The organism is Janthinobacterium amylolyticum (genome assembly GCF_051380655.1).
GTDB lineage: Bacteria > Pseudomonadota > Gammaproteobacteria > Burkholderiales > Burkholderiaceae_D > Janthinobacterium.
In genome coordinates, this window is sequence record NZ_JBNYXL010000007.1 from 83157 (window position 1) to 108264 (window position 25108).

Annotated in this window: 20 protein-coding genes; 13 read left to right on the forward strand and 7 right to left on the reverse strand. The window is 63.7% G+C overall.

What is annotated here, in order from left to right; all coding sequences use genetic code 11:
• Positions 1-5: 5 nt before the first annotated feature.
• From ACQ4WR_RS16070 to ACQ4WR_RS16095, 6 genes are all read right to left on the reverse strand, one after another.
• Complete coding sequence (locus tag ACQ4WR_RS16070; RefSeq protein WP_436488421.1) at positions 6-899, reverse strand: MHFG family PEP-CTERM protein; 894 nt, start codon at positions 897-899, stop codon at positions 6-8.
• A 322-nt stretch (positions 900-1221) separates the two neighbouring features.
• Positions 1222-2007, reverse strand: coding sequence for a hypothetical protein (locus ACQ4WR_RS16075; RefSeq protein WP_436488423.1), 786 nt, complete (start codon positions 2005-2007; stop codon positions 1222-1224).
• Complete coding sequence (moeA, locus tag ACQ4WR_RS16080) at positions 2004-3851, reverse strand: molybdopterin molybdotransferase MoeA (protein ID WP_436488425.1); 1848 nt, start codon at positions 3849-3851, stop codon at positions 2004-2006. Before moeA ends, ACQ4WR_RS16075 begins: the two co-directional genes overlap by 4 nt.
• 62 nt (positions 3852-3913) lie before the next feature.
• Positions 3914-5035: a GTP 3',8-cyclase MoaA gene (gene moaA, locus ACQ4WR_RS16085; RefSeq protein ID WP_436488427.1), complete on the reverse strand. Its 1122-nt coding sequence runs from the start codon at positions 5033-5035 to the stop codon at positions 3914-3916.
• A gap of 29 nt (positions 5036-5064) precedes the next feature.
• Positions 5065-6408 (reverse strand): chromate efflux transporter, encoded by a 1344-nt coding sequence (gene chrA, locus ACQ4WR_RS16090; protein ID WP_436488429.1) that lies wholly within the window; start codon positions 6406-6408, stop codon positions 5065-5067.
• 108 nt (positions 6409-6516) lie between these two features.
• Positions 6517-9765 carry an Rne/Rng family ribonuclease gene (locus ACQ4WR_RS16095; RefSeq protein WP_436488431.1) on the reverse strand — a complete coding sequence of 1083 codons (3249 nt, stop codon included), beginning with the start codon at positions 9763-9765 and terminating at the stop codon, positions 6517-6519.
• Positions 9766-10464: 699 nt separating this feature from the next.
• Here ACQ4WR_RS16095 and ACQ4WR_RS16100 point away from each other — a divergent pair.
• The 4 genes from ACQ4WR_RS16100 (at position 10465) to ACQ4WR_RS16115 (ending at position 13625) form a co-directional block, all read left to right on the forward strand.
• On the forward strand, positions 10465-11460 hold the full coding sequence (locus ACQ4WR_RS16100; protein ID WP_102293660.1) for an RluA family pseudouridine synthase: 996 nt from the start codon (positions 10465-10467) through the stop codon (positions 11458-11460).
• Between the two features lie 90 nt (positions 11461-11550).
• Positions 11551-12210 carry an HAD-IA family hydrolase gene (locus ACQ4WR_RS16105; RefSeq protein ID WP_102293663.1) on the forward strand — a complete coding sequence of 220 codons (660 nt, stop codon included), beginning with the start codon at positions 11551-11553 and terminating at the stop codon, positions 12208-12210.
• Positions 12207-12584 carry a Rieske (2Fe-2S) protein gene (locus ACQ4WR_RS16110; protein ID WP_436488433.1) on the forward strand — a complete coding sequence of 126 codons (378 nt, stop codon included), beginning with the start codon at positions 12207-12209 and terminating at the stop codon, positions 12582-12584. The genes ACQ4WR_RS16105 and ACQ4WR_RS16110 overlap by 4 nt, the downstream gene beginning before the upstream one ends.
• A 39-nt stretch (positions 12585-12623) precedes the next feature.
• Complete coding sequence (locus tag ACQ4WR_RS16115; protein ID WP_102293658.1) at positions 12624-13625, forward strand: S49 family peptidase; 1002 nt, start codon at positions 12624-12626, stop codon at positions 13623-13625.
• Between the two features lie 420 nt (positions 13626-14045).
• Here the strand turns inward: ACQ4WR_RS16115 and ACQ4WR_RS16120 are convergent, their stop codons facing one another.
• Positions 14046-14438, reverse strand: a complete 393-nt coding sequence (locus tag ACQ4WR_RS16120) for a hypothetical protein (protein ID WP_436488435.1) — start codon at positions 14436-14438, stop codon at positions 14046-14048.
• 255 nt (positions 14439-14693) lie between these two features.
• Between ACQ4WR_RS16120 and ACQ4WR_RS16125 the strand changes: the two genes are divergently transcribed.
• From ACQ4WR_RS16125 to motD, 9 genes are all read left to right on the forward strand, one after another.
• Positions 14694-15404, forward strand: a complete 711-nt coding sequence (locus ACQ4WR_RS16125; protein ID WP_436488437.1) for a pseudouridine synthase — start codon at positions 14694-14696, stop codon at positions 15402-15404.
• Positions 15405-15493: 89 nt separating this feature from the next.
• Positions 15494-16492 carry a fumarylacetoacetate hydrolase family protein gene (locus ACQ4WR_RS16130; RefSeq protein WP_436488439.1) on the forward strand — a complete coding sequence of 333 codons (999 nt, stop codon included), beginning with the start codon at positions 15494-15496 and terminating at the stop codon, positions 16490-16492.
• A gap of 262 nt (positions 16493-16754) precedes the next feature.
• Entirely contained in the window at positions 16755-17948 is a 1194-nt protein-coding gene (gene flhB / locus ACQ4WR_RS16135) for a flagellar biosynthesis protein FlhB (RefSeq protein ID WP_102293655.1), read from the forward strand.
• Complete coding sequence (gene flhA, locus ACQ4WR_RS16140; protein WP_102293654.1) at positions 17945-20041, forward strand: flagellar biosynthesis protein FlhA; 2097 nt, start codon at positions 17945-17947, stop codon at positions 20039-20041. The genes flhB and flhA overlap by 4 nt, the downstream gene beginning before the upstream one ends.
• Before the next feature lie 494 nt (positions 20042-20535).
• Entirely contained in the window at positions 20536-21864 is a 1329-nt protein-coding gene (flhF, locus tag ACQ4WR_RS16145) for a flagellar biosynthesis GTPase FlhF (RefSeq protein ID WP_436488442.1), read from the forward strand.
• Positions 21857-22720 carry a MinD/ParA family ATP-binding protein gene (locus ACQ4WR_RS16150; RefSeq protein ID WP_102297169.1) on the forward strand — a complete coding sequence of 288 codons (864 nt, stop codon included), beginning with the start codon at positions 21857-21859 and terminating at the stop codon, positions 22718-22720. Before flhF ends, ACQ4WR_RS16150 begins: the two co-directional genes overlap by 8 nt.
• A 45-nt stretch (positions 22721-22765) precedes the next feature.
• Positions 22766-23497: an RNA polymerase sigma factor FliA gene (locus tag ACQ4WR_RS16155; protein ID WP_102297166.1), complete on the forward strand. Its 732-nt coding sequence runs from the start codon at positions 22766-22768 to the stop codon at positions 23495-23497.
• On the forward strand, positions 23479-24225 hold the full coding sequence (locus tag ACQ4WR_RS16160; RefSeq protein WP_102297163.1) for a flagellar motor protein: 747 nt from the start codon (positions 23479-23481) through the stop codon (positions 24223-24225). The genes ACQ4WR_RS16155 and ACQ4WR_RS16160 overlap by 19 nt, the downstream gene beginning before the upstream one ends.
• 5 nt (positions 24226-24230) lie before the next feature.
• Complete coding sequence (gene motD, locus ACQ4WR_RS16165) at positions 24231-25025, forward strand: flagellar motor protein MotD (protein ID WP_102297178.1); 795 nt, start codon at positions 24231-24233, stop codon at positions 25023-25025.
• Positions 25026-25108: the final 83 nt, after the last annotated feature.

Below are 25108 nucleotides of genomic sequence, written 5' to 3' on the forward strand. Positions count from 1 at the left end.
CCGCCTCAGGCCGGCCGCGCCACGCGGCGGCGCAGCGCGCTGTAACCGACCAGCGCCAGGCCGGCCAGCAGCATGGCCCAGGTTTGCGGTTCCGGCACGGCTGGCAAGACGCCCGGGTTCGTGGGCGGCAAGGACGGCATGATCACGGTGGGCGGCACGACGATTATGCTGCTGCCCTGGTCTGGCGGCAGGCCGCCACCACCGCCGCCGCCGCCACCGCCGATATAGCCGGCCGGCGCCGGGACGTTGCTGGCCGTGCGCACATAATCGAAGGGCAGGAAAGGAATGCTGGCCACGGCGGGCGGCACGGCGCCGCCCGTGAACGAGCCGCCGCGCAGGGCATCGGGATTGTCGATCAGCGGCACGCCAGCGTCTGCCGGTGCGGCCGGTGCCGGCGCTGCGGCGACGGGGGCGCCGCCAGGAGCGGCACCTGCCGCGGGGGCCGCCGCCGGCGTCTGCGTGATGCGGCTGACGTTGCGGCACACGGTGGGCACCAGGATGCATTGACCCTGCACGCAATACACGAGACCCCGTTCCTGCATCTGGTCCGACCAGCCTGCCCGCGTGACATTGCGGCAGACCCGGCCCGGCCCGAAGTGCATCTCGCTGATGCGCGCATTGTAGTTGCCCTTGCCGCGGATGGCGTCGCGGCTGATCACCACGATTTCATCATACTGGCGCGCGCGCATGCGCTCCTTCAATTGCTCGCGCACCTGCGGCGCGATATCCGTGTAGCGGTCGACGGCGCCCACCACATCGCCCATGTAAGGATCGACGCCGGGGCGGTTCCAGCTGCAGTTTTCCAGCACATCGGCGCGCGCGCCTGCTTTCGCATAGGCGGGCAGGGGCGCCATCGACATGACCCCGACCAGGCACAGCGTGCCCAGCATGCCGGCCATTGCCATCCAGGAAGGTTGTTCTGCCAGTCTTGTTGAGGAAATCATATCAAAATTGAATTATTTGGTTGAGACTCGATGTTATCACCGAAGAAACTTAGATATCAACAAATAAATAAAATAATTATAACGATTGTTGTTTCGATAGATATGTTCCGTAAGGAAATAGTTATTATTTTTTCTTGTTTTCTGGTGGGCGCGGCGCGGACTGGCAGGCCGCGCAGGATGCAGGGGCGCGCGCTGGCATGCCGCGCAAGGCGGCAGGGTGGAGAGGAGTGGAGAGGAGTGGAGCGGTGGCGCCGCCGGGCGGCGCCGGGCCGCGGCGTTAGAAGCGGCCTGCGCAGGCTTGCATATTGAATGCCGGGTAGCCGATGGCAGGCAATTTGTGCAGCCAGCCCAGCATCAGGGTGCGGGCGCCCTGCGCATCAGGAATCTGCCCGCCGTGTTGCAGATCCGCGGCGATGGCGGCCAGTTCACCGCAAATAGGCTGTTTGCCGGACTGCGCCGCCAGTAGCGATGCCAGCAGTTCCGGCAGTACGGCCGCCGCTGGAGCCGCCTGGCGCGTGGCGCGGTACTGCTGCCAGTAGCGTTCGGCGCTCTCCGCCTCAAAGCTGGGGGCAAAGCCGAAGGTGGCGGCATCGCGTTGCAGGCGGTAGACGGTGTGGAAGTAATGCGGGCCTGTCAGCTCGCCGGGAAACAGGTCGCGCCGCAGGACGTCGAGGGCCAGCGTGCCGTCCCCTTCCACGCGCACAGGGCTGGGAGTATCGAACTGGTCGACGCTGACCATGCCGGGCGTGTTTCCTTGCATTAAGATGATCTTCTGCGTGTAGTGGCGCCCGCCCAGGTGGCCGCACAGGGCCACGAACTGGTCGCTGAGCAGCGTGACGGCGGGAATGGCGCCGCAGCCCGGGCGCAAGGGCGTGTTTTCCTGCCACACCAACGCCTGGTCGCTGGCGCGCGTGAGGCGAATGCTGCCCACGCTTTCGCCGTGCAAGTCGCCGCTTGCCTCCTCGATGCGCTCGTCGTAGCGCACCGTGTAGCCATTGCTGCGGGCTTCTCCCGCATACGCCGTCATGCCCTGCAGCAGGGCCAATGCCACTATCAGCTTCATGTCAGTCCTCGCAACAGCACAATATCCACCAGGTCGCCGGCCGCCACATGGCCTTGTTCCGCGTGTAGAACGATAATGCAATTGGCTTGCGTCATGGAGTGCAGGATGCCCGAGCCTTGCGCTCCAGTCAAGCGCACGTGCTGGCTTCCGTCCGGGTCCCGTTCGACGATGCCGCGCTGGTATTCCGTGCGGCCCCGTTTCTTGCGGATGGGGTCTTGCGCCGCCACTTGCAGCAGGAGCGGGCTGGCAGTCTGGGTATCGACGCCCATCAGGCGCAGCAAGGTGGGGCGTGCCAGGAAATAAAACGCCGCCATCACGGCCACGGGATTGCCGGGCAGGCCCAGCAGCAGGGCTGAGTGGCCGTCGCTGGCAATATTGCCAAAGGCCATGGGCCGGCCAGGGCGCATGTTGATTTGCCAGAAAGCCACGTCACCGAGGCGCGCCAGGATCTCGCGCGTAAAATCGGCCGCACCGCTGGAGACGCCGCCCGAAGTGATGATGACGTCGGCCTGCGCGCAGGCGCCGCGCAGGGCCGTCTCCAGCGCTTGCGGGTTGTCCTTGACGATGCCCATGTCCAGCACTTCGCAACCCAGGCGGGTCAGCATGCCCAGCAGGGTATAGCGGTTGCTGTCGTAGATGCAGCCCGGTTCCAACGCTTCGCCGATCGAGCGCAATTCGTCGCCGGTGGAAAAGAAGGCCACGCGCAGGCGCCGGCGCACAGGCACCGTGGCGATGCCCAGCGAGGCCAGCAGCCCCAGTTCGGCCGGTCCGAGTATTTTGCCCTGCAGCAGGGCTGGCTGGCCCTGCATCAAGTCCTCGCCCTTGAAGCGGCGGTTGTCGCCGGGCCGGATGCAGTCCGGCGCCAGAGTAATGCTGTGCTCGCTGGATTGCCGCACCAGCTCCTGCGGCACCACGCCGTCGCAGCCGTCCGGCATCACGGCGCCCGTCATGATGCGCGCGCATTGCCCCCGTTGCACGGGGACCGTGCCGGGCCGGCCGGCCAGGATGGTGTCGACCACGGCCAGGGTCACGGGAGCATTTCCGCCGAGGTCGGCGCCATGCAGCGCATAGCCATCCATGGCGGAATTGTCGTGCGCGGGCACGCTGATGGGCGAGATGATGTCGGACGCCAGGATGCGCTCGAGCGCCTGCGGCAGTGCCAGTTGTTCAAGGTCGGCGATGGGCGCGACGGCGTCGGCCAGGATGGCTTGCGCCATCGGCACGGACAGGCCATGCGCCTGCAGGGCGGCCAGGTCCTCCGGCGTATTCACGTTGCCGAACGCGCCATGCTCCTGGAACAGCACTTCGGCCAGCTTCAAGGGGCCGTGCCAGGTGCGCATGCGCCGCTCGCCGGCCGCCAGGTAGGCCTCCAGCTGCGGCAGGGCGGAGGTTTTCACCAGGCAAAAGACGGGATGGGGACGGCGCACGGACGAGCCCGTCGCCGGGTCCATCTCTTCGGTGACGGCAATGGCCAGGTCGGCATCGTTCTCGCTCAGGCCGGCCGCCAGTCGCACCGCCAGGTCGGGCGGCAGCAGCGGTGAATCGCAAGGAACAGTGAGCAGATAGGGCGTGCGGGCGTGCCGCATGCCGCTGTGCAAGCCTGCCAGCGGTCCCAGCTGGCCGGGCAGCAGGTCGGGCCAGACGGGCAGGCCAAAGCGGGCGTAATCTTCCGCGTGGGCATTCGCGCTGATGGCCAGCTGGCCCACTTGCGGCGCCAGGCGCTGCAGCACGTGGCGCGCCAACGGCTGGCCGTGCAGGGGCAGCATGCCCTTGTCGCTGTGGCCCATGCGCGTGCCGAGGCCGCCAGCCAGGACCAGGCCGGTAATGTCGTGTGTGTTGATCATGTGAGGTAGGAAAAATGGTGCATGCGCCATGGTAGCAGCGCGGGGCGTGCGCCGCCCCGGATTCAGCCGCCGATATACGACATTTCCACTTTCTTTTTGCCGTGCTCAAGTGCACCGCCCGTCAAGTCCGTCTGGCTGGTGCGCAATTGCGAATAGCGGTCGCTGCGGCCACGCCATAAATGCGCCACCACGGTGGATATTTCCGCATCGCTATTGCCGCCGCGCAGCAGGCTGCGCAAGTCGTGGCCGCTGGTGGCGAACAAACACGTGTACAGCTTGCCTTCGGTCGAGAGGCGGGCGCGGCTGCAGTCGCCGCAAAACGCTTGTGTGACGCTGGAAATGAGGCCGATCTCGCCGCCGCCATCCGCATAGCGCCAGCGCGCCGCCGTCTCGCCCGTGTAGTTGCGATTGACGGGCAGCAAGGGCAGGTGTTCGCTGATGCGCCGCACGACCTCGGCCGAAGGGATGACTTCCTGCAGGTTCCAGCCGTTCGACGCACCCACGTCCATGTATTCGATGAAGCGCAAAATGTAGGGCGTGCCCTTGAAGTGGCGCGCCATGGGAACGATTTCCTGCTCGTTCATGCCGGCCTTGACGACCATGTTGATCTTGATGGGGCCGAGGCCCGCCGCGTGGGCAGCGTCGATGCCGTGCAGCACGTCGGCCACGGCGAAATCGACATCGTTCATGCGCTTGAAGGTGGCGTCGTCGAGCGAATCGAGCGACACGGTCACGCGGTTCAGGCCGGCATCCTTGAGCGCTTGTGCCTTCCTTGCCAGCAAGGAGCCATTGGTGGTCAGGGTCAGGTCCAGCGGCTGGCCGGACGGCGTGCGCAGGGCGGCCAGCATGGCGATGAGCTTTTCGATATTCTTGCGCAGCAGCGGCTCGCCGCCCGTCAGGCGGATTTTTTCCACGCCGTGTTCAACGAACAGGCGCGCCACGCGCGTGATTTCCTCGAACGACAGCAAGTCCGTGTGCGGCAGGTAGACGTGGTTCTTGTCGAACACGTCTTTCGGCATGCAGTAGACGCAACGGAAATTGCAGCGGTCGGTAATCGAGATGCGCAGGTCGTGCAGGGGCCGGCCCAGGCGGTCGGCGACGTTGCCGCTGGGACTTTCCAGCCGTTCGGGTATCGCCAAAGTCCCGTTGCGGGCCTCGGCGAGGTAGATAATCTTGTCAGCCATGAAAGGTAATGCCGCTTACGTTAAGTCGTTCAAGGCAGATACGATAGCACGAGGCCGAAGATGGCACAGGCGAGCAGCAATTTGATGGTGCCTACTTGATACCTGATCAGCGCCACGCCGGCCGCCAGCGCGATGGCCATCGCTACCCAGTCCCAGTGCGGCTGCGCACTTTCTTGCCAGAAGACATGGTGGCCAAAGAACAGGGCCAGGCTGGCGATGACGCCGACCACGGCCGCCGAGATGGCCGTCAACGGCGCGCTCAGACGCAGGTTGCCGCGCGATGCCTCCACCAGCGGCGCGCCGGCCAGGATGAAGATGAACGAGGGCAGGAAGGTGAACCAGGCCGTGACCAGCGCGCCGCACATGCCCGCCAGCCACAGAGGGGCGCCATGGCCCAGCACGGCCTGGCTCCAGCCGCCGACAAAACCGATGAAGGCAACAATCATGATCAGCGGGCCAGGCGTGGTTTCGCCCAGGGCCAGGCCATCCATCATCTGCGCGCTGGTGATCCAGTGGTATTGCTCGACGGCACCCTGCACCAGGTAAGGCAGCACGGCATACGCGCCGCCAAAGGTCAGCAGGGCGGCCTTGCTGAAAAACACGCCCATCTGCGCCAGCGGGTGCGCGTGTCCGCCTGCCAGGGCCAGGGCCAGCCAGGCGAGGAAGGCCAGGGCCACGCCCAGCGCAGCCATGGCCAGCAGGCGCGGCCAGGTGAAGCGCGCGTGCGCCGGCGTCGGCGTGTCGTCGTCGATCAGGGCGGGAGGGTGGCGGCTGGCGGCGCCGTGCTGCGCGCCGCCGGCATGGAACTGGCGCGGCAGCCAGTGGCTGCCAGCCATTCCCAGCAGGGCGGCGCCGAGCACGATCAGCGGAAATGGCAGATGCAGCGCGGCGATGCCGATAAATGCCATGGCTGCAATGCCGATCAGGCTGGGATTGCGCAAGGTGCGCCGGCCCAGGCGCCAGGCGGCGGCCAGCACGATGGCGACGACGGCCGGCTTGATGCCGTACAGGATGGCGGCGATGGCGCCCACGTGGCCGTAAGCCATGTATAGCCAGGACAGGACGATCAGCAGCAGCAGCGAGGGCAGCAGGAACAGCAGTCCCGCCATGATGCCGCCGCGCGTGCGGTGCATCAGCCAGCCGATGTAGATTGCCAGCTGGGTCGCTTCCGGCCCCGGCAGCAGCATGCAGTAATTCAAGGCATGCAGGAAGCGCTGTTCGGAAATCCAGCGGCGCTTTTCCACGAGTTCAGCATGCATCATGGCAATTTGTCCGGCCGGGCCGCCAAAGCTGACACAGCCCAGCTTGAGCCAGTACCAGAAGGCGCTGCGCAGGCTGACGGCGGCGGGTGGAAGGTTGGCGTGCTCGTGCATGGCGTTCCTGTGCATGGCGGGCGGAGGGCTGGCAAAGGTGATGGGCATAAAAAAGGGGAAGCCTGAGCTTCCCCTTTCATCATTGGCGGCTGGGCGAACCCGGCGCGCTTATGGACGCTGCGTGTTGACCTGGATCAACGGCTCGTCCGATTGCGGCGGCAATGGCTTGCGTTCGCGTGGCTTGCGTACCGGTGCGACTGCCTTGGCGGCCGCTTCCTGCGCCAGGCGCAGTTTTTCCGGATCGGTGGCAGCCAGGGTCAGGCCTGCCGAACCAAGCACCGCGTCCAGGTCCAGTGGCGCGGCCACGGGGGCTGGCGCTGGTGCTGGCGCAGGAGCAGGGGCGGGAACGGGAGCAGGAGCAGGAGCAGTAACTGGCTCAGCGGTTGGAGCAACTGCTGGCGCAGCGTCGGCAACCACGGGAGCGGCTTCCTCTGCGGCGGGCATTTCAGCGGCTGGCACCACTGCTGGTGCATCCTCGATCACGGCGATGGCTTCGACCAGCGGCGCCGCTTCCACCACGGGTGCGGCTTCCACGATGGCGACAGGCACGGCTTCGACGATGATTTCCGCTGGCGCTGCGACTGCTTCAGGCGCGGCTTTTTCGGCAAAGCTGTACTCGGCAGCTGGTGCTGGCTCGGCAGCGGCTGGTTCAGCTTGCGCTGCAGCAACGACTGCTTCGGCCGGGGCTGCCGGTACGATCACTTCGGCGGCAGGTGCTGCTGCAGCAAGCGTTTCAGCGGCTGGCACAGCTTCAGCAGCTGGCGCAACGTCTTCCATCTTGGCGATGTCCGCGACCTTGGCCACTTCCACCACTTCGATGACTTCGACGACGGCGGCTGGCGCGGCGTCGGCGGCAGCTTCCACTGGCGCGGCGACGGCGACGACAGCGGTCGTCACGACAGCCACAGGAGCGGCAACGCTGTCGGCTTCCGGCGCCGGGGCAACCGTAAAGCTGATCACGGGGGCGTCCTGGCCTTCGGTGTCGCCGTTTGCCGATTCAATCAGCTCGCCCGTTTCACGGTCGCGGCGGTTGCGGTTGCGGCCACCACGGCGGCGGCGGCGGCGCGGTTCTTCGCCCTCGACGTCGCTTTCCGACTCTTCGCCTTCAGGGCCGGCGTTCGCCGGGGCTTTCAGCAAGCTCGTTGGCGCGTCGTCGGCGGCAGGGCCGTTTGACGGCACGACCACGTTGACAGCGGTGGCGGTGACGCCCAGCAGTGCCAGCTCTTCAGTTTTCACTTCAGCAACAACAGCCTTGTCGGCGCGTGGTTCGCGCGCTTCGCGTGGCTGGCGTGGCGGGCGTTCCGCGCGCTCTGGACGTTCCGCGCGTTCCGGACGCTCGGCGCGTTCCGGACGTTCGCCGCGTTCGCGTGGTGCGGCCGTGGCGTCGCCTGGCTCGCGCGCTTCACGCGGTTCGCGTGGCGGACGCGGCGGGCGTGGCGGACGGGCGGCTTTTTCCAGTGCTTCCGCTTCTTTCGCGGCATCGTCCTGGGCTGGACGACCCTGGCCTGGTTCGCGTTCTTCGCGGCCAGGCTTGCCGTTGCGGCCACGGCCACGCGGACCACGGCTGTTGCGGTCGCCGCGGTCGGCGCCGGCCGGCTTGGCTGGTGCGACAGGAGCAGGGGCGGGCGCCACCGGTGCCGGGGCGCCGGTGAAGAAGCTGATGATCTTGGCGATCAGGCCTTGCGGTGCGGCGGGTGCAGGCGCCGGGGCGGCCTTCACTTCCACCGGCTTGCGCTCGACCAGCGGTGCCGGCTGGTCAGGCGTGATCGTCTTGACGACGGCTTCCTGGCGCGGCTTGGCTTCTTCCTTCTGGCGCTTGCTGTAAGCCATGTCGGTTTCAGCATGTTCGGCCAGGTTGTAGCTGGCCTGGCTGTCTTCCAGACGCGGGTCGTCGTGCTTGATGCGTTCCAGCTTGTAGTGCGGCGTTTCCAGATGCTTGTTCGGGATCAGGATCACGGCGATGCGGTGGCGGTTCTCGATTTTCAGCACTTCGCCGCGCTTTTCGTTCAGCAGGAAGGCGCCCACGTCGACGGGCACTTGCACGTGGATGGTGGCCGAGTTTTCCTTCATCGCCTCTTCCTGAATGATGCGCAGCACCTGCAGGGCGGACGATTCGGTATCGCGGATGTGGCCGGTGCCGGAGCAGCGCGGGCACGTCACGTGCGAGCCTTCGGACAGCGAAGGACGCAGGCGCTGACGCGACAGTTCCATCAGGCCGAAGCGCGAAATCTTGCCCATTTGTACACGGGCACGGTCATGGTGCAGCGCATCTTTCAGGCGCTGTTCCACTTCGCGCTGATTTTTTGCCACTTCCATGTCGATGAAGTCGATGACGATCAGGCCGCCCAGGTCGCGCAAGCGCAGCTGGCGGGCCACTTCTTCGGCCGCTTCGCAGTTGGTGTTGAAGGCGGTGGTCTCGATGTCCGAGCCGCGCGTGGCGCGCGCCGAGTTGACGTCGACGGAAACGAGCGCTTCGGTATGGTCGATCACGATGGCGCCGCCCGATGGCAGCGGCACGGTGCGGCTGTACGCCGTTTCAATCTGGTGTTCGATCTGGAAGCGCGAGAACAGCGGCACGTCGTCGCTGTAGCGTTTTACGCGGTGCACCATGTCGGGCATCACGTGGCTCATGAACTGATGCGCCTGGTCGTAGATCTCGTCGGTGTCGATCAGGATCTCGCCGATGTCCGGCTGGAAGTAGTCGCGGATGGCGCGGATGACCAGCGACGATTCCTGGTAGATCAGGAAAGCGCCGTTGGCCGACTTGCCGGCGCCTTCGATAGCGCGCCACAGTTGCATCAGGTAATTCAAGTCCCACTGCAGTTCATCGACGTTGCGGCCGATGCCGGCGGTGCGGGCGATTACGGACATGCCAGCTGGCAAGTCCAGTTTATCCATGGTTTCGCGCAATTCCTGGCGCTCTTCACCTTCCACGCGGCGCGATACGCCACCACCACGCGGGTTGTTCGGCATCAGCACCAGGTAGCGGCCGGCCAGGGAAACGAACGAGGTCAGGGCGGCGCCCTTGTTGCCGCGCTCTTCTTTTTCCACCTGGACCATGATTTCCTGGCCTTCGCGCAGCGCTTCCTTGACGGAGGCGTTACGCACGTCGACGCCTTCACGGAAGTACGTGCGGGCAACTTCCTTGAAAGGCAGGAAGCCGTGGCGGTCTTCGCCATAGCTGACGAAGCACGCTTCGAGCGATGGCTCGATGCGCGTGATCACGCCCTTGTAGATGTTGGATTTGCGCTGTTCGCGCCCGGCTGTCTCGATATCGATGTCGATCAGTTTTTGTCCGTCGACAATCGCTACGCGCAGTTCTTCTTGCTGCGTGGCATTAAACAACATGCGTTTCATTTTTATAACTCCGCGACCCGTAGGCCATCTCAAAGCCGCTTCCGGAGAAGCGGCGAAGTACAGGGATATATGCGAGAACGGGAGTGCTGGCGGGGGAAATGCCCAGGCGTGCGGAGCAACAACGCGTACGAGGTAAACGTTACGGCCGCAACAGGCGCGGTGAGGTCGATCGTCATGCCGAGTGCACAGGACACCTGCAACTCATCTGAAACAGCCCGGACGAGAATGAACTGCATCGGGGGCAGAGAATGCAAGTGGTCAGCAAATTCAGAGCCAAATCGTAAGCCGGCTCACATTACAGGGATCGCGATGGCGAGGCTTGGCCTCAGCCTATTCATCGACAACCCTCAGTATTGTGACCTCATACGGGGTTTGGCGAAAACGGCAAGCGTTATCAACTTCATCAACCCGCGAGCCCGACTCGATAAGTCGCGCTAACGGGTACTTATCCTTATAATCCCACACTCACTTCTGCATCTCCACGCGTTATCCGATTACAACTACGGTGCAACCTTGATTCGCGCAGGGATGGTGCATATACATTTTTTTCCACCGAATTTGCAATTTGGCGAGGCCGGTGGAGACGCCCCTGTGTAAAATGTGCTTTTATTCTTACACTCGCAGCAGCCAGGGCCGCAGCAAAAACAATTATATATTCAAAATGAAGGACTTAGAGAGATTTCTGGGAAGACATAGTAAATGAAGAGTCAAAATGATGTTGTTCCCCCTTCAACACCCCCGGTTCAGCCGCAAGCCCAATTCGTAACGATCGCCGAGGAAGAAGCAGGCCAGCGCATCGACAACTACTTATTAAGAGTGTGCAAGGGAGTGCCTAAAAGCCACATCTACCGGATATTGCGTTCGGGAGAAGTGCGGGTCAATAAAGGCCGTATCGATCAGCTGTACCGTCTTGCCGCCGGCGACGTGGTGCGCATTCCGCCCGTGCGCGTGGCCGAAAAGGCCGCCACCGGCGCGCCTGCCGCCGAATTCAAGATCATCTTCGAAGATGCGCAGCTGCTGGTCATCGACAAGCCGGCCGGCGTGGCCGTGCATGGCGGCTCGGGCGTGTCCTTCGGCGTGATCGAGCAATTGCGCGCTTCGCGCCCCGATGCCAAGTTCCTGGAACTGGTGCACCGCCTGGACCGCGACACCTCCGGCCTGTTGTTGCTGGCAAAGAAACGTTCCGCGCTGACCAATTTGCACGAGCAGATGCGCGACGGCGTCACGGACAAGCGTTACCTGGTGCTGGTGGCGGGCGACTGGAAGAATGCGCGCCAGCATATCAAGTTGCCATTGCATAAATATACGACGGCCGAAGGCGAACGCCGGGTGGCCGTGCAGGCCGATGGGCTGGCGTCGCACACGGTGTTTACACTGTTGCATAAATATCACAACTTCGCCTTGCTGGAAGCGGAATTGAAGACGGGACGCACGCACCAGATCCGCGTGCACCTGTCGTCGTCCGGCTTCCCCATTGCCGGCGACGATAAATATGGTGATTTTGCCCTCAACCGTGCCCTGTTGAAAGCCGACAGCACGCGCGGCGCCCTGAAGCGCATGTTCCTGCACGCGCACCAGATCACGTTTACGCATCCGGAAAACGGCAAGACGATGACCCTGAACGCGCCGCTGGCTGCCGAATGCGAGCGTTTCTTGGTAAGCTTGGGCAAACCATTGGCCGTTGCCGCACGATAAGCAAGCAAGCGTGCGCGCGACACTACTCACAAGGTAGTCAGTCGCCATCATTCATTCTCAAGGAGCCGGCGGCGTGTGTCGTCGGGAAACATGGCAAGAAAGCAATTTGATCTGATCGTCTTCGATTGGGACGGCACCCTGATAGACAGTACCTCGACCATCGTCAAGTGCATCCAGGCGTCAGCCAAAGACCTGGGCTTGCCTGTTCCCACCGAGCTGCTGGCCTCGCATGTAATCGGCCTGGGCCTGCAGGAAGCCATGCAGCTGGTGATGCCCGACGTGGAGCCGAAATACCATGCGCGCATGGCGGAACGCTACCGCTATCACTATCTGTCGCGCGACCACGAACTGGCATTGTTTCCCGGTGTCTACGAGATGCTGCAGGAACTGTCGCAGCAGGCCTATTTCCTGGCCGTCGCCACGGGCAAGAGCCGCGTCGGCCTGAACCGCTCGTTGAATGCCGTCAAGCTGCTGTCGCTGTTCGATGCCACGCGTTGCGCTGATGAAACTTTTTCCAAGCCGCATCCTGCCATGCTGCAGGAACTCACGCGTGAATTGGGGCAGGACATGCGCCGAACCGTGATGATCGGCGACACCAGTCATGATTTATTGATGGCAAGCAATGCGGGCGCGGTTGGTATTGCCGTAGAGTATGGAGCGCATCCGGTCGAGCAGTTGCAGGCTTGCAAGCCGCTGTACTCGGCCCCGACGGTGGCGCATCTGCACCAATGGCTGAGCGAGCACGCATGATGGCCGATCTCGTGGATATCCTGATTTGCGCCGCCGACGCCGTCGCCGATGGTGGCAAGGGCGTGCGCTTTCCCGTCTCTGCCGGTGGCGAAGCGACCACCGGCTTTGTCGTGCGCCATGGCGGCAAGGCGTATGGCTACCTGAACCGCTGCGCCCACGTGCCGATCGAGCTGGACTGGGCCGAAGGCGAGTTTTTCGAGTCCAGCGGCTTGTACCTGATGTGTTCGACGCATGGCGCCATCTATGTGCCGGAAAGCGGCTTTTGCGCTGGCGGTCCCTGCAAGGGCGGCCGTTTGCGTCCGATTCCCGTGGCCGAGCGCGATGGCCAGCTGTACTGGCAACCGGATGAGTATGTCAAACCCCTGCCGGCCTGAGTCCCGGCACGGCCTTTTGCAATTTAAGCAAAGTGAATTATGAGCGATAACACGAATGACAAGCTGGACAGCAGCGCGCCCGCCAGCGGCAGCGGCGCCCCCGCCGGCCATTGGGAACGCGACGTGCTGGAAAAGCTGGTATTTGCCACATTGCAAGAACAGCGCGCGCACCGCCGCTGGAGCATCTTCTTCAAGGTCTTCAGCCTGCTGATCGTGCTGTTCGCCCTGTGGGTGTTTTATGACTACAACAGCACCGACGACAGCGAAACCCTGGGCCGCCACACGGCCCTGATCGACATCAGCGGCGCCATCGAATCCGAAGGCAGCGGCTCGGCCGCCGTCGTCATCCCGGCGCTGGACAAGGCGTTCTCCGATAGCGGCTCGGTCGCCGTGGTGCTGCATATCAATAGCCCTGGCGGCAGTCCGGTGCAGGCAGGCATGATCGTCGACGAGATGCAGCGCCTGCGCAAGGGCTACCCGGACAAGCCTTTGTATGTGGTGGTCGATGAAATGTGCGCCTCGGGCGGCTATTACATCGCCGCCGCCGCCGACCGCATCTACGTCAACAAGGCCAGCGTGGTCGGTTCCATCGGCGTGCTGATGGATGGCTTCGGCTTTACGGGCGTGATGGAAAAAGTCGGCGTCGAGCGCCGTTTGCTGACGGCCGGCGAGAACAAGGGTTTCATGGACCCGTTCAGCCCGCTGACGGACAAGCACAAGGCGTATGCGCAGGGCATGCTCAATGAAATCCACCAGCAGTTCATCGATGTGGTGCGCGCGGGACGGGGCAAGCGCCTGAAGGAAACGCCGGATACCTTCTCGGGACTGTATTGGACGGGCGCGAAAGCCGTCGAAATGGGCCTGGCCGATGACTTTGGCACGGTTGACAGCGTGGCGCGCGATATCGTCAAGGCGGAAGACATCGTCGACTACACGCAGCATGAAGGCTTGCCGGAACGGGTGCTGAAGAAATTTGGCGCGGCCATGGGCGCCGGTGCCATGAAGGCAGCCGTGCAGCAGTCACAGCCGGCGTTGCGCTGAGAGCATGACTCTTGGCTGGCAGGCAAGCCAGTCGAGAATGATTTTCAATAAGGTGGTAAATTGCCTTGAAAATCGACCTCCTTGGGCTATAGTGAAGCAGTAGTTCTTTTCAAGGAGGGGCGATATATCAACTATGTTGTCAGTACTAACTTGATTGGTAGGTCTTGGAACTACTCGCCACATCGCAGATGTGGTTTTGAGTGAATTTACATTCCTCACTAAAGTCCCGATGGGGCTTGGGAACGGCGGCGCAATGCCGCCGTTTCCTTTTGTTGCGTGCTTTTGCCGTTTCTTTTTCCCGTTTGTCTGCCGCGATCGATGGCGGCGGGCGCGACAGTGTAGTGCCTGGCCGCGTGGGAAGGCCAATGTGTATTTGATGCATGCATGCGAGGGCAGGGCATGGTTATCCTGGCGCGGCCTTCAGGCGGTACAGTCGTTGCAGTGCGCCGGCGCGATCGGGGTGGCGGATGGCTGCGCCTGCGCCACCATGCCCTTTGCTGCGGCATCGTCGCCGTGCGCCTTGTCCGCCGACACGGGCGCCGCCTGGTGGTCGGGTTCCTCTTGTTCCTGAGCAAAGCCGCCCTGTTCCAGCCAGCACAAAAAATGGCATTGCGCATCGGCATGCCAGCGCACCTGGCTGGCCGGGCCGGGCGTGTCATTCGCCGTGCGTACTTCCTGCTCCGGCGCGGACAGCGCGCGGCGCCAGCGCGCCACGCCGAGTTGCACCTTGTGCATCGCCGCCTGTTCGCTGGCGATACGGATGCGCATGTCGTCGATGCTGCCTTGTAAGGCAATGGTGTCGATGTGCTTCATACAATGTCCTTGTGAGTCGTTGCCTGGTTATTATTCCTAAAGCTCGTTAGGCGGATTCCTAACGAAGTTTCAGTCTATCAATGCGATATTCCGAGCGCTTGATATATCTCAAAGGAAACATCCATTTGTCGCCAATTCTCACCTTGTTCTTTTCCGTCTTTCTGCATCCGTCATGGTTTCCTGCCATACATTCCCGGCGCAAGCGGCGCGCGGCGCCGCTTCACGCTGTCAGCCGCTTCTGGTAAAGTCACGCCCATGAGTAAATTATCCCTAGACCGCATCCTGCAATCGCAGGGTTTTGGCACCCGTAAATATTGTCGTTCCCTTATCGATGATGGCGATGTCGTCATCGATGGCGTTACCCAGACCAATTACCGCACCACCGTCGAGACCGAAGGCCTGGTGCTGCACGTCTTTGAAGAAGAGTGGGTCTACCGCCAGCACCTGTACCTGGCGCTGTACAAGCCCGCCAATTTCGAATGCTCGCGCAAACCCAGCCATCACCCTGGCGTGCTGACCCTGCTGCCGGAACAGTTCACCTGGCGCGAAGTCCAGCCCGTCGGCCGGCTCGACCACGACACCACCGGCATGCTGCTGATGTCCGACGATGGCCCGTTTATCCATGCACAATCGTCGCCGAAGCGCCACGTTCCCAAGATTTACCAGGCCACCACGCAAGAACCGGTGACCGATGAACTGGTGGCGCTGTTGCTGGCCGGCGTGCAATTGCATGACGAACCGGCTCCGCTGGCGGCCCTCGTCTGCGTCAAGCGCGGCGAGCACCAGCTGGAAATCGTGCTGGAGCAGGGCAAATACCACCAGGTCAAGCGCATGCTGGCCGCCGCCGGCAACCACTGCAGCGCGCTGCACCGTTCCGCCATCGGCAGCCTGACCCTGGAATCGCTGGGCATTGCGGAAGGCGAGTGGTGCTACCTCACGCCCGAGCAGATCGCCCTGCTGGCCTGACCCTATTGCTGATTGCCAAAGCCGGGAATGTCCCGGCTTTTTGGCGTCTTTAGCCTCCAACTGCCTGCATTTGACGAAGTTTCCCGTACATGAAATTAGCAACCCTGAAAGATGGCACGCGCGACGGCCAGCTGGCCGTCGTCTCGCGCGACCTGAAAACGGCGCACCTGGCCGACGGCATCGCTTCGACCCTGCAAAAGGCGCTCGACGACTGGAGCTTTATCGCGCCCCAGCTGGACTTGCTGTACCAGACCATCAATAGCGGGCGCGGCCACCGTGCCTTCGATTTCGACCCGGCCAACTGCATGGCGCCCCTGCCGCGCAGCAGCCTGCGCGTGGCGGGCGCCGCATATCTCCAGCAGGTCGAGCGGGCCTGCAAGGCGGCGGGAACCGAGCTGCCCGCCAATCTGCGCGACGCGCCGCGGATGTACCAGGGTGCCAGCGACGATTTCCTCGGCGCCCAGGATGACATTACCCTGGCGCATGAGCAGTGGGGCATCGACTACGAGGCGGGCATCGCCGCCATCACGGATGACGTGGCCATGGGTTCCACGCCGGACCAGGCGCACCTGAACATCAAGCTGCTGATGCTGGTCAACGACGTTACCTTGCGCAACCTGGCGCCGGAGGAACAGGCGGGCGGCCATGGCTTCCTGCAGTCGAAACCGGCCATGGCCTGCTCGCCCGTGGCGGTTACGCCCGACGAGCTGGGCGACGCCTGGCGCGGCGGCAAGGTACATTACGCCGTGCGCTGCAGCCTGAACGGCAAGGTGTCTGGCCAGCCCCATGCGGGCGCCGACATGGCCTTCAATTATCCGCAACTGCTCGCGCATCTGTGCCAGACGCGCAATGCGCGCGCCGGCAGCGTGGTGAGCGCGGGCGGCGTCGCCAACAAGGAAGTCAAGAAGGGATTTTCCAGCATCGTTGAGCGGCGTAACCAGGAGATGATCGCCGATGGCGTTGCCAGTACGCCGTATTTGCTGTTTGGCGATGTGGTGCGATTGGAAATGCTGGGGGATGACGGCAAGTCGCTGTTTGGCGCCATCGAGCAGACCGTCAAGCAGGCGGAAGCGCGGAAAAATCGTTAGTGACCCGAGAAAATGGCCATGACTGCGTTGCAGCCCCTCGCCGTACTAGTCGTACTGTCTTCGGGGCCGCGCCTTGTCCTGACCGTTTTTCGGTCCCCTCTGACATGGACGCCTGCGGCGCCTTGTTTCATCTGGGCAAAGGAAATACAGGGGATTTGCCCTCCTGTTCCGCCGATGGCGGGCGCTCGCTTGAACCGATAATGCTCCATGCCCAGTCCGTATTGCGCCTAGCCAGGCCGCAGGACTTCACCGGAGTTGATTGATGTCGGAAGACAGCGACGCAGAAAAGACCGAAGCCGCGTCACCGAAGCGCCTCGAGCAGGCGCGTGAGGAAGGCGACGTTCCGCGATCGCGTGAAGTTGCCACGTTTACGGTGCTGATGGCGTCCGGCTGCTGCCTGTGGTTTGCCGGCGACGCCATCGTGCGCCGGCTGACGGCTGTCATGGTCTCCGGGCTGAGCCTGAACCGGGAACAGATACTCGACCCCGATGCGATGATGCTGCGCATCGGCTACGACGTCAGCTCGGTCTTGCTGACCTGCTTGCCGTACGCGCTGGCCATCATGCTCGTGGCGCTGGCCTCGCCCATCCTGGTGGGCGGCTGGCTGTTCAGCTCGAAGGCGTTTACCCCCAATTTTGGCAAGCTCAACCCGATCCGCGGCCTGGGCAATATGTTTTCAAAGAATGCCCTGGTGGAATTGCTGAAGGCCATCGCCAAGACGCTCGTCGTTGGCGTCGTGGCCTGGATGGTGATGCAGCATCAGAAAGACGCCGTGCTGGGTCTGTCCGTGGAATCCCTGCGCGCCGGCTCGGCTCACCTGATCAGCTTGCTGATCACGGCCTTCCTGCTGATCGTTGGCGCACTCGGCCTGATCGCCGCCATCGACGGCCCCTACCAGATGTGGCACTACGCCAACAAGATGAAAATGACCCTGCAGGAAGTCAAGCAGGAGTCGAAGGAATCGGACGGCAATCCGCAGATCAAGGCGAAGATCCGCCAGATGCAGCATGAAATGTCGCGCCGCCGCATGATGGCCGACGTACCCACGGCCGACGTGGTGGTGACCAACCCGACGCACTATGCGGTGGCGCTGAAATACGGCGAGAATTCGCGCGGCGCGCCGCAGGTGGTGGCCAAGGGCATCGACGAAGTGGCGGCGAAGATCCGCGAACTGGCCGGCGAGCACAAGGTCGCCATCCTGGAAGCGCCGGCGCTGGCGCGTGCGCTGTACAAGCATACCGAGATCGGCGACGAAATTCCCGAGGCGCTGTATGGCGCCGTGGCCGAAGTGCTGGCCTATGTGTTCCAGCTGCGCAGCTACGGCAATGGCCACGGCCAGCGCCCCGACAAGCCGAAGCAGCTGGACGTGCCGCCCGAACTCGATCCGCAGAATCCCGCATCACAGACACCACCGGCAGCCGATGCCGCTGACAAGAATAAAGGAAGTACACCATGAACGGCCTGAGAATGCCAGCCTGGCTCAGTGGCATGGGGGGCAACGCCAGCAAGGGCATCGCCGCGCCGGTCATCATCATCATGCTGCTGGCGATGATGGTGCTGCCGCTGCCGGCCTTCATCCTCGACATTTTCTTCAGCTTCAATATCGCGCTGTCCATCATCGTGCTGCTGACGGCGCTGTACACGGTCAAGCCGCTCGACTTCATGGCCTTCCCGACCATTCTGCTGGTGTCGACCATGCTGCGCCTGTCGCTGAACGTGGCGTCCACGCGCGTGGTGCTGACGGAAGGCCATACGGGCGCCGACGCGGCCGGTAAAGTGATTGAAGCCTTCGGCCACTTCCTGATTGGCGGCAACTTCACGGTCGGTATCGTCGTGTTTATCATTTTGACGATCATCAACTTTACCGTGGTGACCAAGGGTGCGGGCCGTATCGCCGAAGTGGGCGCGCGTTTCGCGCTGGACGCCATGCCGGGTAAACAGATGGCCATCGATGCCGACCTGAACGCCGGCCTGATCGGCGAAGACGAAGCGCGCCGCCGCCGCACGGAAGTGGCGCAGGAAGCGGAATTCTATGGCGCCATGGACGGTGCCAGTAAATATGTGCGCGGCGATGCCATCGCCGGCATCATGGTGACCGTCATCAATATCGTCGGCGGCTTGCTGGTGGGCTTGCTGCAGCACGACATGGGCTTTGCCGACGCGCTGAAGAACTACACCTTGCTGGCCATCGGTGACGGCCTGGTGGCGCAGATTCCTTCGCTGATCATTTCCACGGCGGCCGGTATCGTCGTCTCGCGCGTGGCCAGCGAACAGGACATCGGCACGCAGCTGGTCGGCCAACTGTTTGCGAAACCGCAAGTGCTGTACATTACCGCCGCCATCATCGGCGGCATGGGCCTGATCCCCGGCATGCCGAACATGGTCTTCATCCTGCTGGCGTCCTCGCTGGCCGGCTGCGCCTATCTGATCAGCAAGAAGCGCACGCAGGAAAAAGCGGCGGCCGAAAAGCCTGCCGAGGCGCCGCAAGCGACTGTCGCGCCCGAACAGGAAGAGGCCAGCTGGCAAGACATCATGCCTGTCGACACCCTGGGCCTGGAAGTGGGCTACCGCTTGATTCCCCTGGTCGACAAGACGCAGGGCGGCGAATTGCTCAAGCGCATCAAGGGCATCCGCAAGAAATTCGCCCAGGAAGTGGGCTTCCTGGCGCCGCCCGTGCATATCCGCGACAACCTGGAACTGAAGCCGTCGGCCTACCGCATCACCCTGAAGGGCGTGGAAGTGGGCGTGGGCGAAGCCTTCAATGGCCAGTTCCTGGCGATCAATCCCGGCATGGCCAGCGGCAGCCTGCCTGGCGTCTCCACCACCGACCCGGCCTTCGGCCTGCCGGCCACGTGGATCGACGCGGGCCTGCGCGACCAGGCGCAATCGATGGGCTACACGGTGGTCGATGCGGGCACCGTGGTGGCGACGCACCTGAACCACCTGATCACCTCGCATGCGTCGGAACTGCTGGGCCGCGCGGAAGTGCAGTCGCTGCTCGACCACCTGGGCAAGGAGTCGCCGCGCCTGGTGGAAGACCTGGTGCCGAAGATGCTGTCCCTGTCGACCCTGCAGAAGGTGCTGCAGAACCTGCTTGCCGAAGGCGTGCACATCCGCGACATGCGCACCATCATCGAAACCCTGGCCGAGCATACCGTCAACACGCAAGACCCGAGCGACCTGACGGCGCTGGTGCGCGTGGCCCTGGGCCGCGCCATCGTGCAGCAGCTGTTCCCCGGCGCGGCGGAATTGTCCGTGATGACCCTCGACAGCCGCCTGGAGCGCCTGCTGATGCAAGCGATGGGCAATGGCGGCGACGGCGCCGGCATCGAGCCGGGCCTGGCCGACACCATCGCCCACCAGGCGGGCCTGGCCGCGCAGCAGCAGGAAGCGCTGGGCCTGACGCCGGTGCTGCTGGTGCCGGCGCCATTGCGCGCCCTGCTGTCGCGCTTCCTGCGCCGTGCCTTGCCGCAGCTGAAAGTGCTGTCGCATGCGGAAGTGCCGGAGACCAAGACGATCCGCGTGACCAGTTTGGTGGGTGCGCAATAGTTGGCATAGTTAATGCCGGGCGCAGACCCCCGCCAGCGTTAGCGCGGCGCTTTGCGTTGGCGTCAGTGGGGGGCTGACCCCAGCATTTGCAGCAAAGCAAACCCGAGCGAAAGGCCGGGGTCGAACCCTCAGGGTTCGACCCCGGTTGTTGCTTTGGGTTAAAAAAAGCAATGCCGGGACTGACCCTCGGCATCGCCAACATCAAGGTCATTGCCACGGTGCGAGGGGAGCCTGCTCCCGGATGTCGTTAGCGTCAGTCGGGCGGATGACCCATCCATCGTTTATGTCAAGAAAGCATCAATTTCCTCCCGGCAAACTGAATAACGGGTACTTTCCCGTCCTGTTCCTTCGATCGTTTCCTCAGTGCATCGCTAATAATGGAAACTGTCCGAGTGATCTGTGTCCATGTGGAAGACAGCACTCAAGCAACAGGAGTCGATGATGGTCACACAGTTCAGCCAATATTGCGCCACCCCCGCCTTGGGAGGCCGGTCATGAATGTGAAGAAATTTACGGGCGCCTCGTCGCGCGATGCGCTGCGCAAGGTGCGCGAAGCGCTGGGCCCCGATGCCGTGATCCTGTCGAACCGCCAGGCCGATGGCGTGGTGGAGATCCTCGCGCTGGCCAATGACGACGCCGCTTCGCTGGCGTCGCCGCCGGCCGCCTCCGAAATGGCCCAGCCCCGTCCCCAGTTGCAGACCCAGTTCGCCACGCCGCAGCGTGCGGCCGCCCCGGCCCAGCGCCCGGCCGCGCCACGTCCCGCCGCGCCGCGCCAGGCTGCTTCCGAGCCGATGGACATGGCCCGCATGCAGCAGATGATGGCCAGCGCGCTGGCGCATGTGAAGGAAAACGCCGCCGCCGAGATGAGCGGCATGATGAATGAAATCCGCGCCATGCGCGGCATGATGGAAACCCAGTTGGCGGAAATCTCGTGGGGTTCGACGCAGCAGCGCGAACCGCAAAAAGCCGTGGTGCTGCGCGAAATGCTGGCCGCCGGCTTCTCGGCCAGCCTGGCGCGCTACCTGATCGACAAGCTGCCCGCCGGCCTGGACGGCGCGCAAAGCATGCGCTGGATCAAGACTGTCCTCAGCCGCAACCTGAACACCGTGGCCAATGAAGACGCCATGCTGGAGCAGGGCGGCGTGTTTGCCCTGGTCGGCCCGACCGGCGTCGGCAAGACCACCAGCACGGCCAAGCTGGCCGCGCGCTGCGTGATGCGCCACGGCCCGGAAAAGCTGGCCCTGATCACCACGGATGCCTACCGTATTGGCGCGCACGAGCAGTTGCGCATCTACGGCAAGATCCTCGGCGTGATGGTGCATTCGGTGAAGGACGAGGCCGACTTGCGCATTGCCCTGAAGGAATTGAAGAACAAGCACACGGTGCTGATCGATACGGTGGGCGTGAGCCAGCGCGACCAGATGGTGACGGAACAGGTGGCCATGCTGTCGGGCGCCGGCGCCGACGTGAAACGCCTGCTGTGCCTGAATTCCACCGCGACGCAGGAAACCCTCAACGAAGTGGTGCGCGCCTACCAGGGCAGCGGCCTGGCCGGCTGCATCATGACCAAGCTCGATGAAGCGGCCTCGATCGGCAATGTGCTCGACGTGGTGATCCGCCAGAAGCTGAACCTGTTTTATGTATCGAACGGCCAGCGCGTGCCGGAAGACCTGTACCTGGCCGACCGCGGCTACCTGATCGACCGCGCCTTCAAGCTCAAGCGCGACTCGGCGGCGACGCAGTTTTCCGACGCCGAACTGCCGCTGCTGATGGCGCAGGCGGCCGCCCGCAACAATGAAGCGCGCGGGGTGCACCTTGGCTAACTTTGATTTCGACCAGGCCGAAGGCCTGCGCCGCATGCTGGCCGGCCCGCAGCCGCGCGTGATGACTTTTTTGTCGGCCACGCCGCAGGATGACAAGGGCGCCATGCTGGTCAACCTGGGTGCGTCGCTGGCGTATGGCGGCAATGACGTGCTGCTGCTCGACGCCACCGGCGGCAGCGATGGCGTGGCTGCGCGCCTGGGACTGGCGCACGGCGCCAGCCTGCGCGACGTGGCGCGCCAGCAGTGCGGCCTGAACCAGGTCATCCACCAGGTGCCGCAAGGCTTCGGCGTGGCCAGCCTGGGCGCGCGCAACCATTTGATGGACAGCATGGACTATGCCACGGCCGACGAGATGCGCCGCCTGGGCAAGACCTTCGAGGTACTGGCGCGCCAGAGCGGCATCGTGCTGGTCGACGGCGTCATGGCCGACGAGGGCGACTGCTTCCCCGTGCCGCTGATGGCCTCATCGGATATCGTCGTGCAAGTGTCCACCAGCGCCACCTCGATCAAGGCCGCCTACTGCCTGATCAAGCGCCTGAGCCAGGAAATGGGACGCCGTCCGTTCGGCATTCTTGTCACCGGCGCTTCCGAATCCGAGGCAAAAGTGGTATACGATAATATGGCGCAGGCGGCGAGCCGCTATCTGGCCGTGAAACTGACGTCGATGGGCTCGGTGCCTGCCGATGAATACCTGCACCGCGCGGCGCGCCTGGGCCGCAGCGTGGTCGATGCGTTTCCGCTGGCGGGCGCCTCGGTGGCGTTTCGCGGCCTGGCCGAACGGCTGGCGCGCTCGGCCGCACCGGTGCTGGGCGGCACCTTGTACCAGACGGGGAGCCCGCACCAGTTCAGCGCCTGAAGCCAACCGTAGCACCAGATAAGATGAGAAAACAATAAGCAGCCTATGTACACGGTCAAAGGGAAATCGAACAAGGACTATTTGCTGACGGAGCATATTCCGCTGGTAAAGCGTCTGGCGCACCATATGAAGGCGAAATTGCCGCCTTCGGTCGAGGTCGATGACCTGATTCAGGCCGGCATGATCGGCCTGCTCGATGCGATTACCCGTTATGAAGAGACGCACGGCGCGCAGTTCGAGACGTATGCCGTGCTGCGCATCCGCGGCGCCATGCTCGATGAATTGCGCACCAGCGACTGGCTGCCGCGCAGCATGCGTCAGAACATGCGCAAGATCGAAGAGGCAATGAGCACCTTGCAGCAGCGCCTCGGCCATCCGCCGACGGAGTCGGAAGTGGCGAAACTGCTGAAAATGTCGCTGGCCGACTACCAGGAAATGCTGGGCGACGGCGGCGGCCACCAACTGGTGTACTACGAAGATTTTCATGATCCGGACGGCAATGACAGCTTTCTCGACCGCCATTGCGTGGACGAGGACAGCGACCCCTTGCGTTCCCTGCTCGATACCGATTTCCGGCAATCCGTGATCGATGCCATCGATGCGCTGCCGCCACGCGAGAAAATACTCATGGGCCTGTATTACGAAGAAGAGCTGAACCTGAAGGAGATCGGCGCGGTGATGGGCGTATCGGAATCGCGCGTCTCGCAGCTGCATACCCAGGCCGTCGCGCGCCTGCGCGCAACCTTGAGGGAGCAGGCGTGGACTGGTCCAGCGTAATCGGGCTGGCGCTGGCGCTGGCGGGCCTCTTGGTCGGCCAGGCACTGGAAGGCGGCAAGATGGCCTCCCTGCTGCAGCCGGCTGCCTTCGCCATCGTGGTCATCGGCACCTTCGGCGCCGTGCTGCTGCAAACGCGGCTGCGCACCTTCGTGCGCGGGCTGGAAATGCTGCGCTGGGTGTTCCTGCCGCCGGCGGACACGCGTGCCGCGCTGGCGCGCGATATCGGACAATGGAGCTTGACGGCGCGCCGCGACGGCCCGCTGGCGCTCGAGCGCCTGATGGAAAACACCCCGGACCGCTTCAACGCCAAGGGCTTGCGCATGATCGTCGACGGCATCGCGCCCGACAAGCTGCGCCAGCTGCTCGACGTGGAAATCTCCGCCTACGAGATGGCCGAGCGCCAGGCCGTCAAGGTATGGGAGTCGGCGGCCGGCTACTCGCCCACCATCGGCATCCTGGGCGCCGTGCTGGGACTGATACACGTGATGGAAAACCTCACCGACCCGAGCAAGCTGGGCGGCGGCATCGCCGTGGCCTTCGTGTCGACCATCTATGGCGTGGGCCTGGCCAATCTGCTGTTCCTGCCGGTGGCGAACAAACTCAAGGCCATCGTCTCGCGCCGCGTGCTGCAGTATGAAATCACGGCGGCGGTGCTGTACGACATCGCCACCGGCGACCATACGCGCATCATCGAAGAGCGCGTTTCCAGCCTTTTGCACGAGCATTGACCATGATGCGGCGCGCGCGCAGAAAGTATGACGAAGAGCCGGACAACCAGGACCGCTGGCTGATTTCGTACGCCGACTTTATCACCCTGCTGTTCGCGTTTTTTGTTGTCATGTATGCGATTTCGCAAGTCAACGAAGGCAAGTACCGCGTGTTCCAGAATGCCATCGGCCAGGCTTTCAGCCTGGACAAGGGCGCGCCGCCCATCATCATGGAAGCGCCGCAAGCCATCCCGCTGCCGAATCCCGCCCTGAAGCGCCGCACGGAAGCCATCCGCCGCGAGCGCGAACACATGACGCGCCTGGCGCAGGACCTGACCTCGACCCTGGCGCCGCTGGTGAAGGAAGGCAAAGTGCGGGTCACGCAGACGAGCCGTGGCGTGAGCGTGGAAATCAATGCCAGCGTGCTGTTCGACCCGGGCGCGGCGGGACTGACTGCCGAGTCGGACCAGGCCCTGCGCGCCGTGGCCGTGCTGCTCAAGGACGACCCTCACGCGGTGCAGGTGGAAGGGCATACGGATGTCCAGCCCATCAGCAACTCGAATTTTGCCTCGAACTGGGAACTGTCGGCCGCGCGCGCCAGCGCTGTCGTGCGCCTGTTCATCGCCAGCGGCGTGCAGGCCTCGCGCCTGACGGCCGTGGGCCATGCCGACAATATTCCCGTGGCGCCGAACGCCACGCCGGAAGGACGCGCGCGCAACCGCCGGGTCGCCGTGACGATCTTGTCGGGCATCCCGGAAACCGTCACGGAAGTGCCGACGGCGCCTGCGGGGCCCGCTCCGGCGCCGGTGCCAGCCAACTGAAAGGCGTCGCGCGTGGCGCTGTGAATCGGCACCGTCAAGCGAAGTCCGTCGCCGCCAGGCGAAGATGCGGGCGGCGCGGATGT

Excerpts from the sequence above, each read along its gene's own strand:
- ACQ4WR_RS16155 (WP_102297166.1), top strand. The coding sequence starts at position 22,766 with ATGTACACGGTCAAAGGGAAATCGAACAAGGACTATTTGCTGACGGAG.
- ACQ4WR_RS16125 (WP_436488437.1), top strand. The coding sequence starts at position 14,694 with ATGAGTAAATTATCCCTAGACCGCATCCTGCAATCGCAGGGTTTTGGC.
- flhF (WP_436488442.1), top strand. The coding sequence starts at position 20,536 with ATGAATGTGAAGAAATTTACGGGCGCCTCGTCGCGCGATGCGCTGCGC.
- moaA (WP_436488427.1), bottom strand. The coding sequence starts at position 5,035 with ATGGCTGACAAGATTATCTACCTCGCCGAGGCCCGCAACGGGACTTTG.
- ACQ4WR_RS16105 (WP_102293663.1), top strand. The coding sequence starts at position 11,551 with ATGGCAAGAAAGCAATTTGATCTGATCGTCTTCGATTGGGACGGCACC.
- moeA (WP_436488425.1), bottom strand. The coding sequence starts at position 3,851 with ATGATCAACACACACGACATTACCGGCCTGGTCCTGGCTGGCGGCCTC.
- ACQ4WR_RS16095 (WP_436488431.1), bottom strand. The coding sequence starts at position 9,765 with ATGAAACGCATGTTGTTTAATGCCACGCAGCAAGAAGAACTGCGCGTA.
- ACQ4WR_RS16110 (WP_436488433.1), top strand. The coding sequence starts at position 12,207 with ATGATGGCCGATCTCGTGGATATCCTGATTTGCGCCGCCGACGCCGTC.
- ACQ4WR_RS16100 (WP_102293660.1), top strand. The coding sequence starts at position 10,465 with ATGAAGAGTCAAAATGATGTTGTTCCCCCTTCAACACCCCCGGTTCAG.
- ACQ4WR_RS16115 (WP_102293658.1), top strand. The coding sequence starts at position 12,624 with ATGAGCGATAACACGAATGACAAGCTGGACAGCAGCGCGCCCGCCAGC.
- motD (WP_102297178.1), top strand. The coding sequence starts at position 24,231 with ATGCGGCGCGCGCGCAGAAAGTATGACGAAGAGCCGGACAACCAGGAC.
- ACQ4WR_RS16120 (WP_436488435.1), bottom strand. The coding sequence starts at position 14,438 with ATGAAGCACATCGACACCATTGCCTTACAAGGCAGCATCGACGACATG.
- ACQ4WR_RS16070 (WP_436488421.1), bottom strand. The coding sequence starts at position 899 with ATGGCCGGCATGCTGGGCACGCTGTGCCTGGTCGGGGTCATGTCGATG.
- flhA (WP_102293654.1), top strand. The coding sequence starts at position 17,945 with ATGAACGGCCTGAGAATGCCAGCCTGGCTCAGTGGCATGGGGGGCAAC.
- flhB (WP_102293655.1), top strand. The coding sequence starts at position 16,755 with ATGTCGGAAGACAGCGACGCAGAAAAGACCGAAGCCGCGTCACCGAAG.
- ACQ4WR_RS16130 (WP_436488439.1), top strand. The coding sequence starts at position 15,494 with ATGAAATTAGCAACCCTGAAAGATGGCACGCGCGACGGCCAGCTGGCC.
- chrA (WP_436488429.1), bottom strand. The coding sequence starts at position 6,408 with ATGCACGAGCACGCCAACCTTCCACCCGCCGCCGTCAGCCTGCGCAGC.
- ACQ4WR_RS16075 (WP_436488423.1), bottom strand. The coding sequence starts at position 2,007 with ATGAAGCTGATAGTGGCATTGGCCCTGCTGCAGGGCATGACGGCGTAT.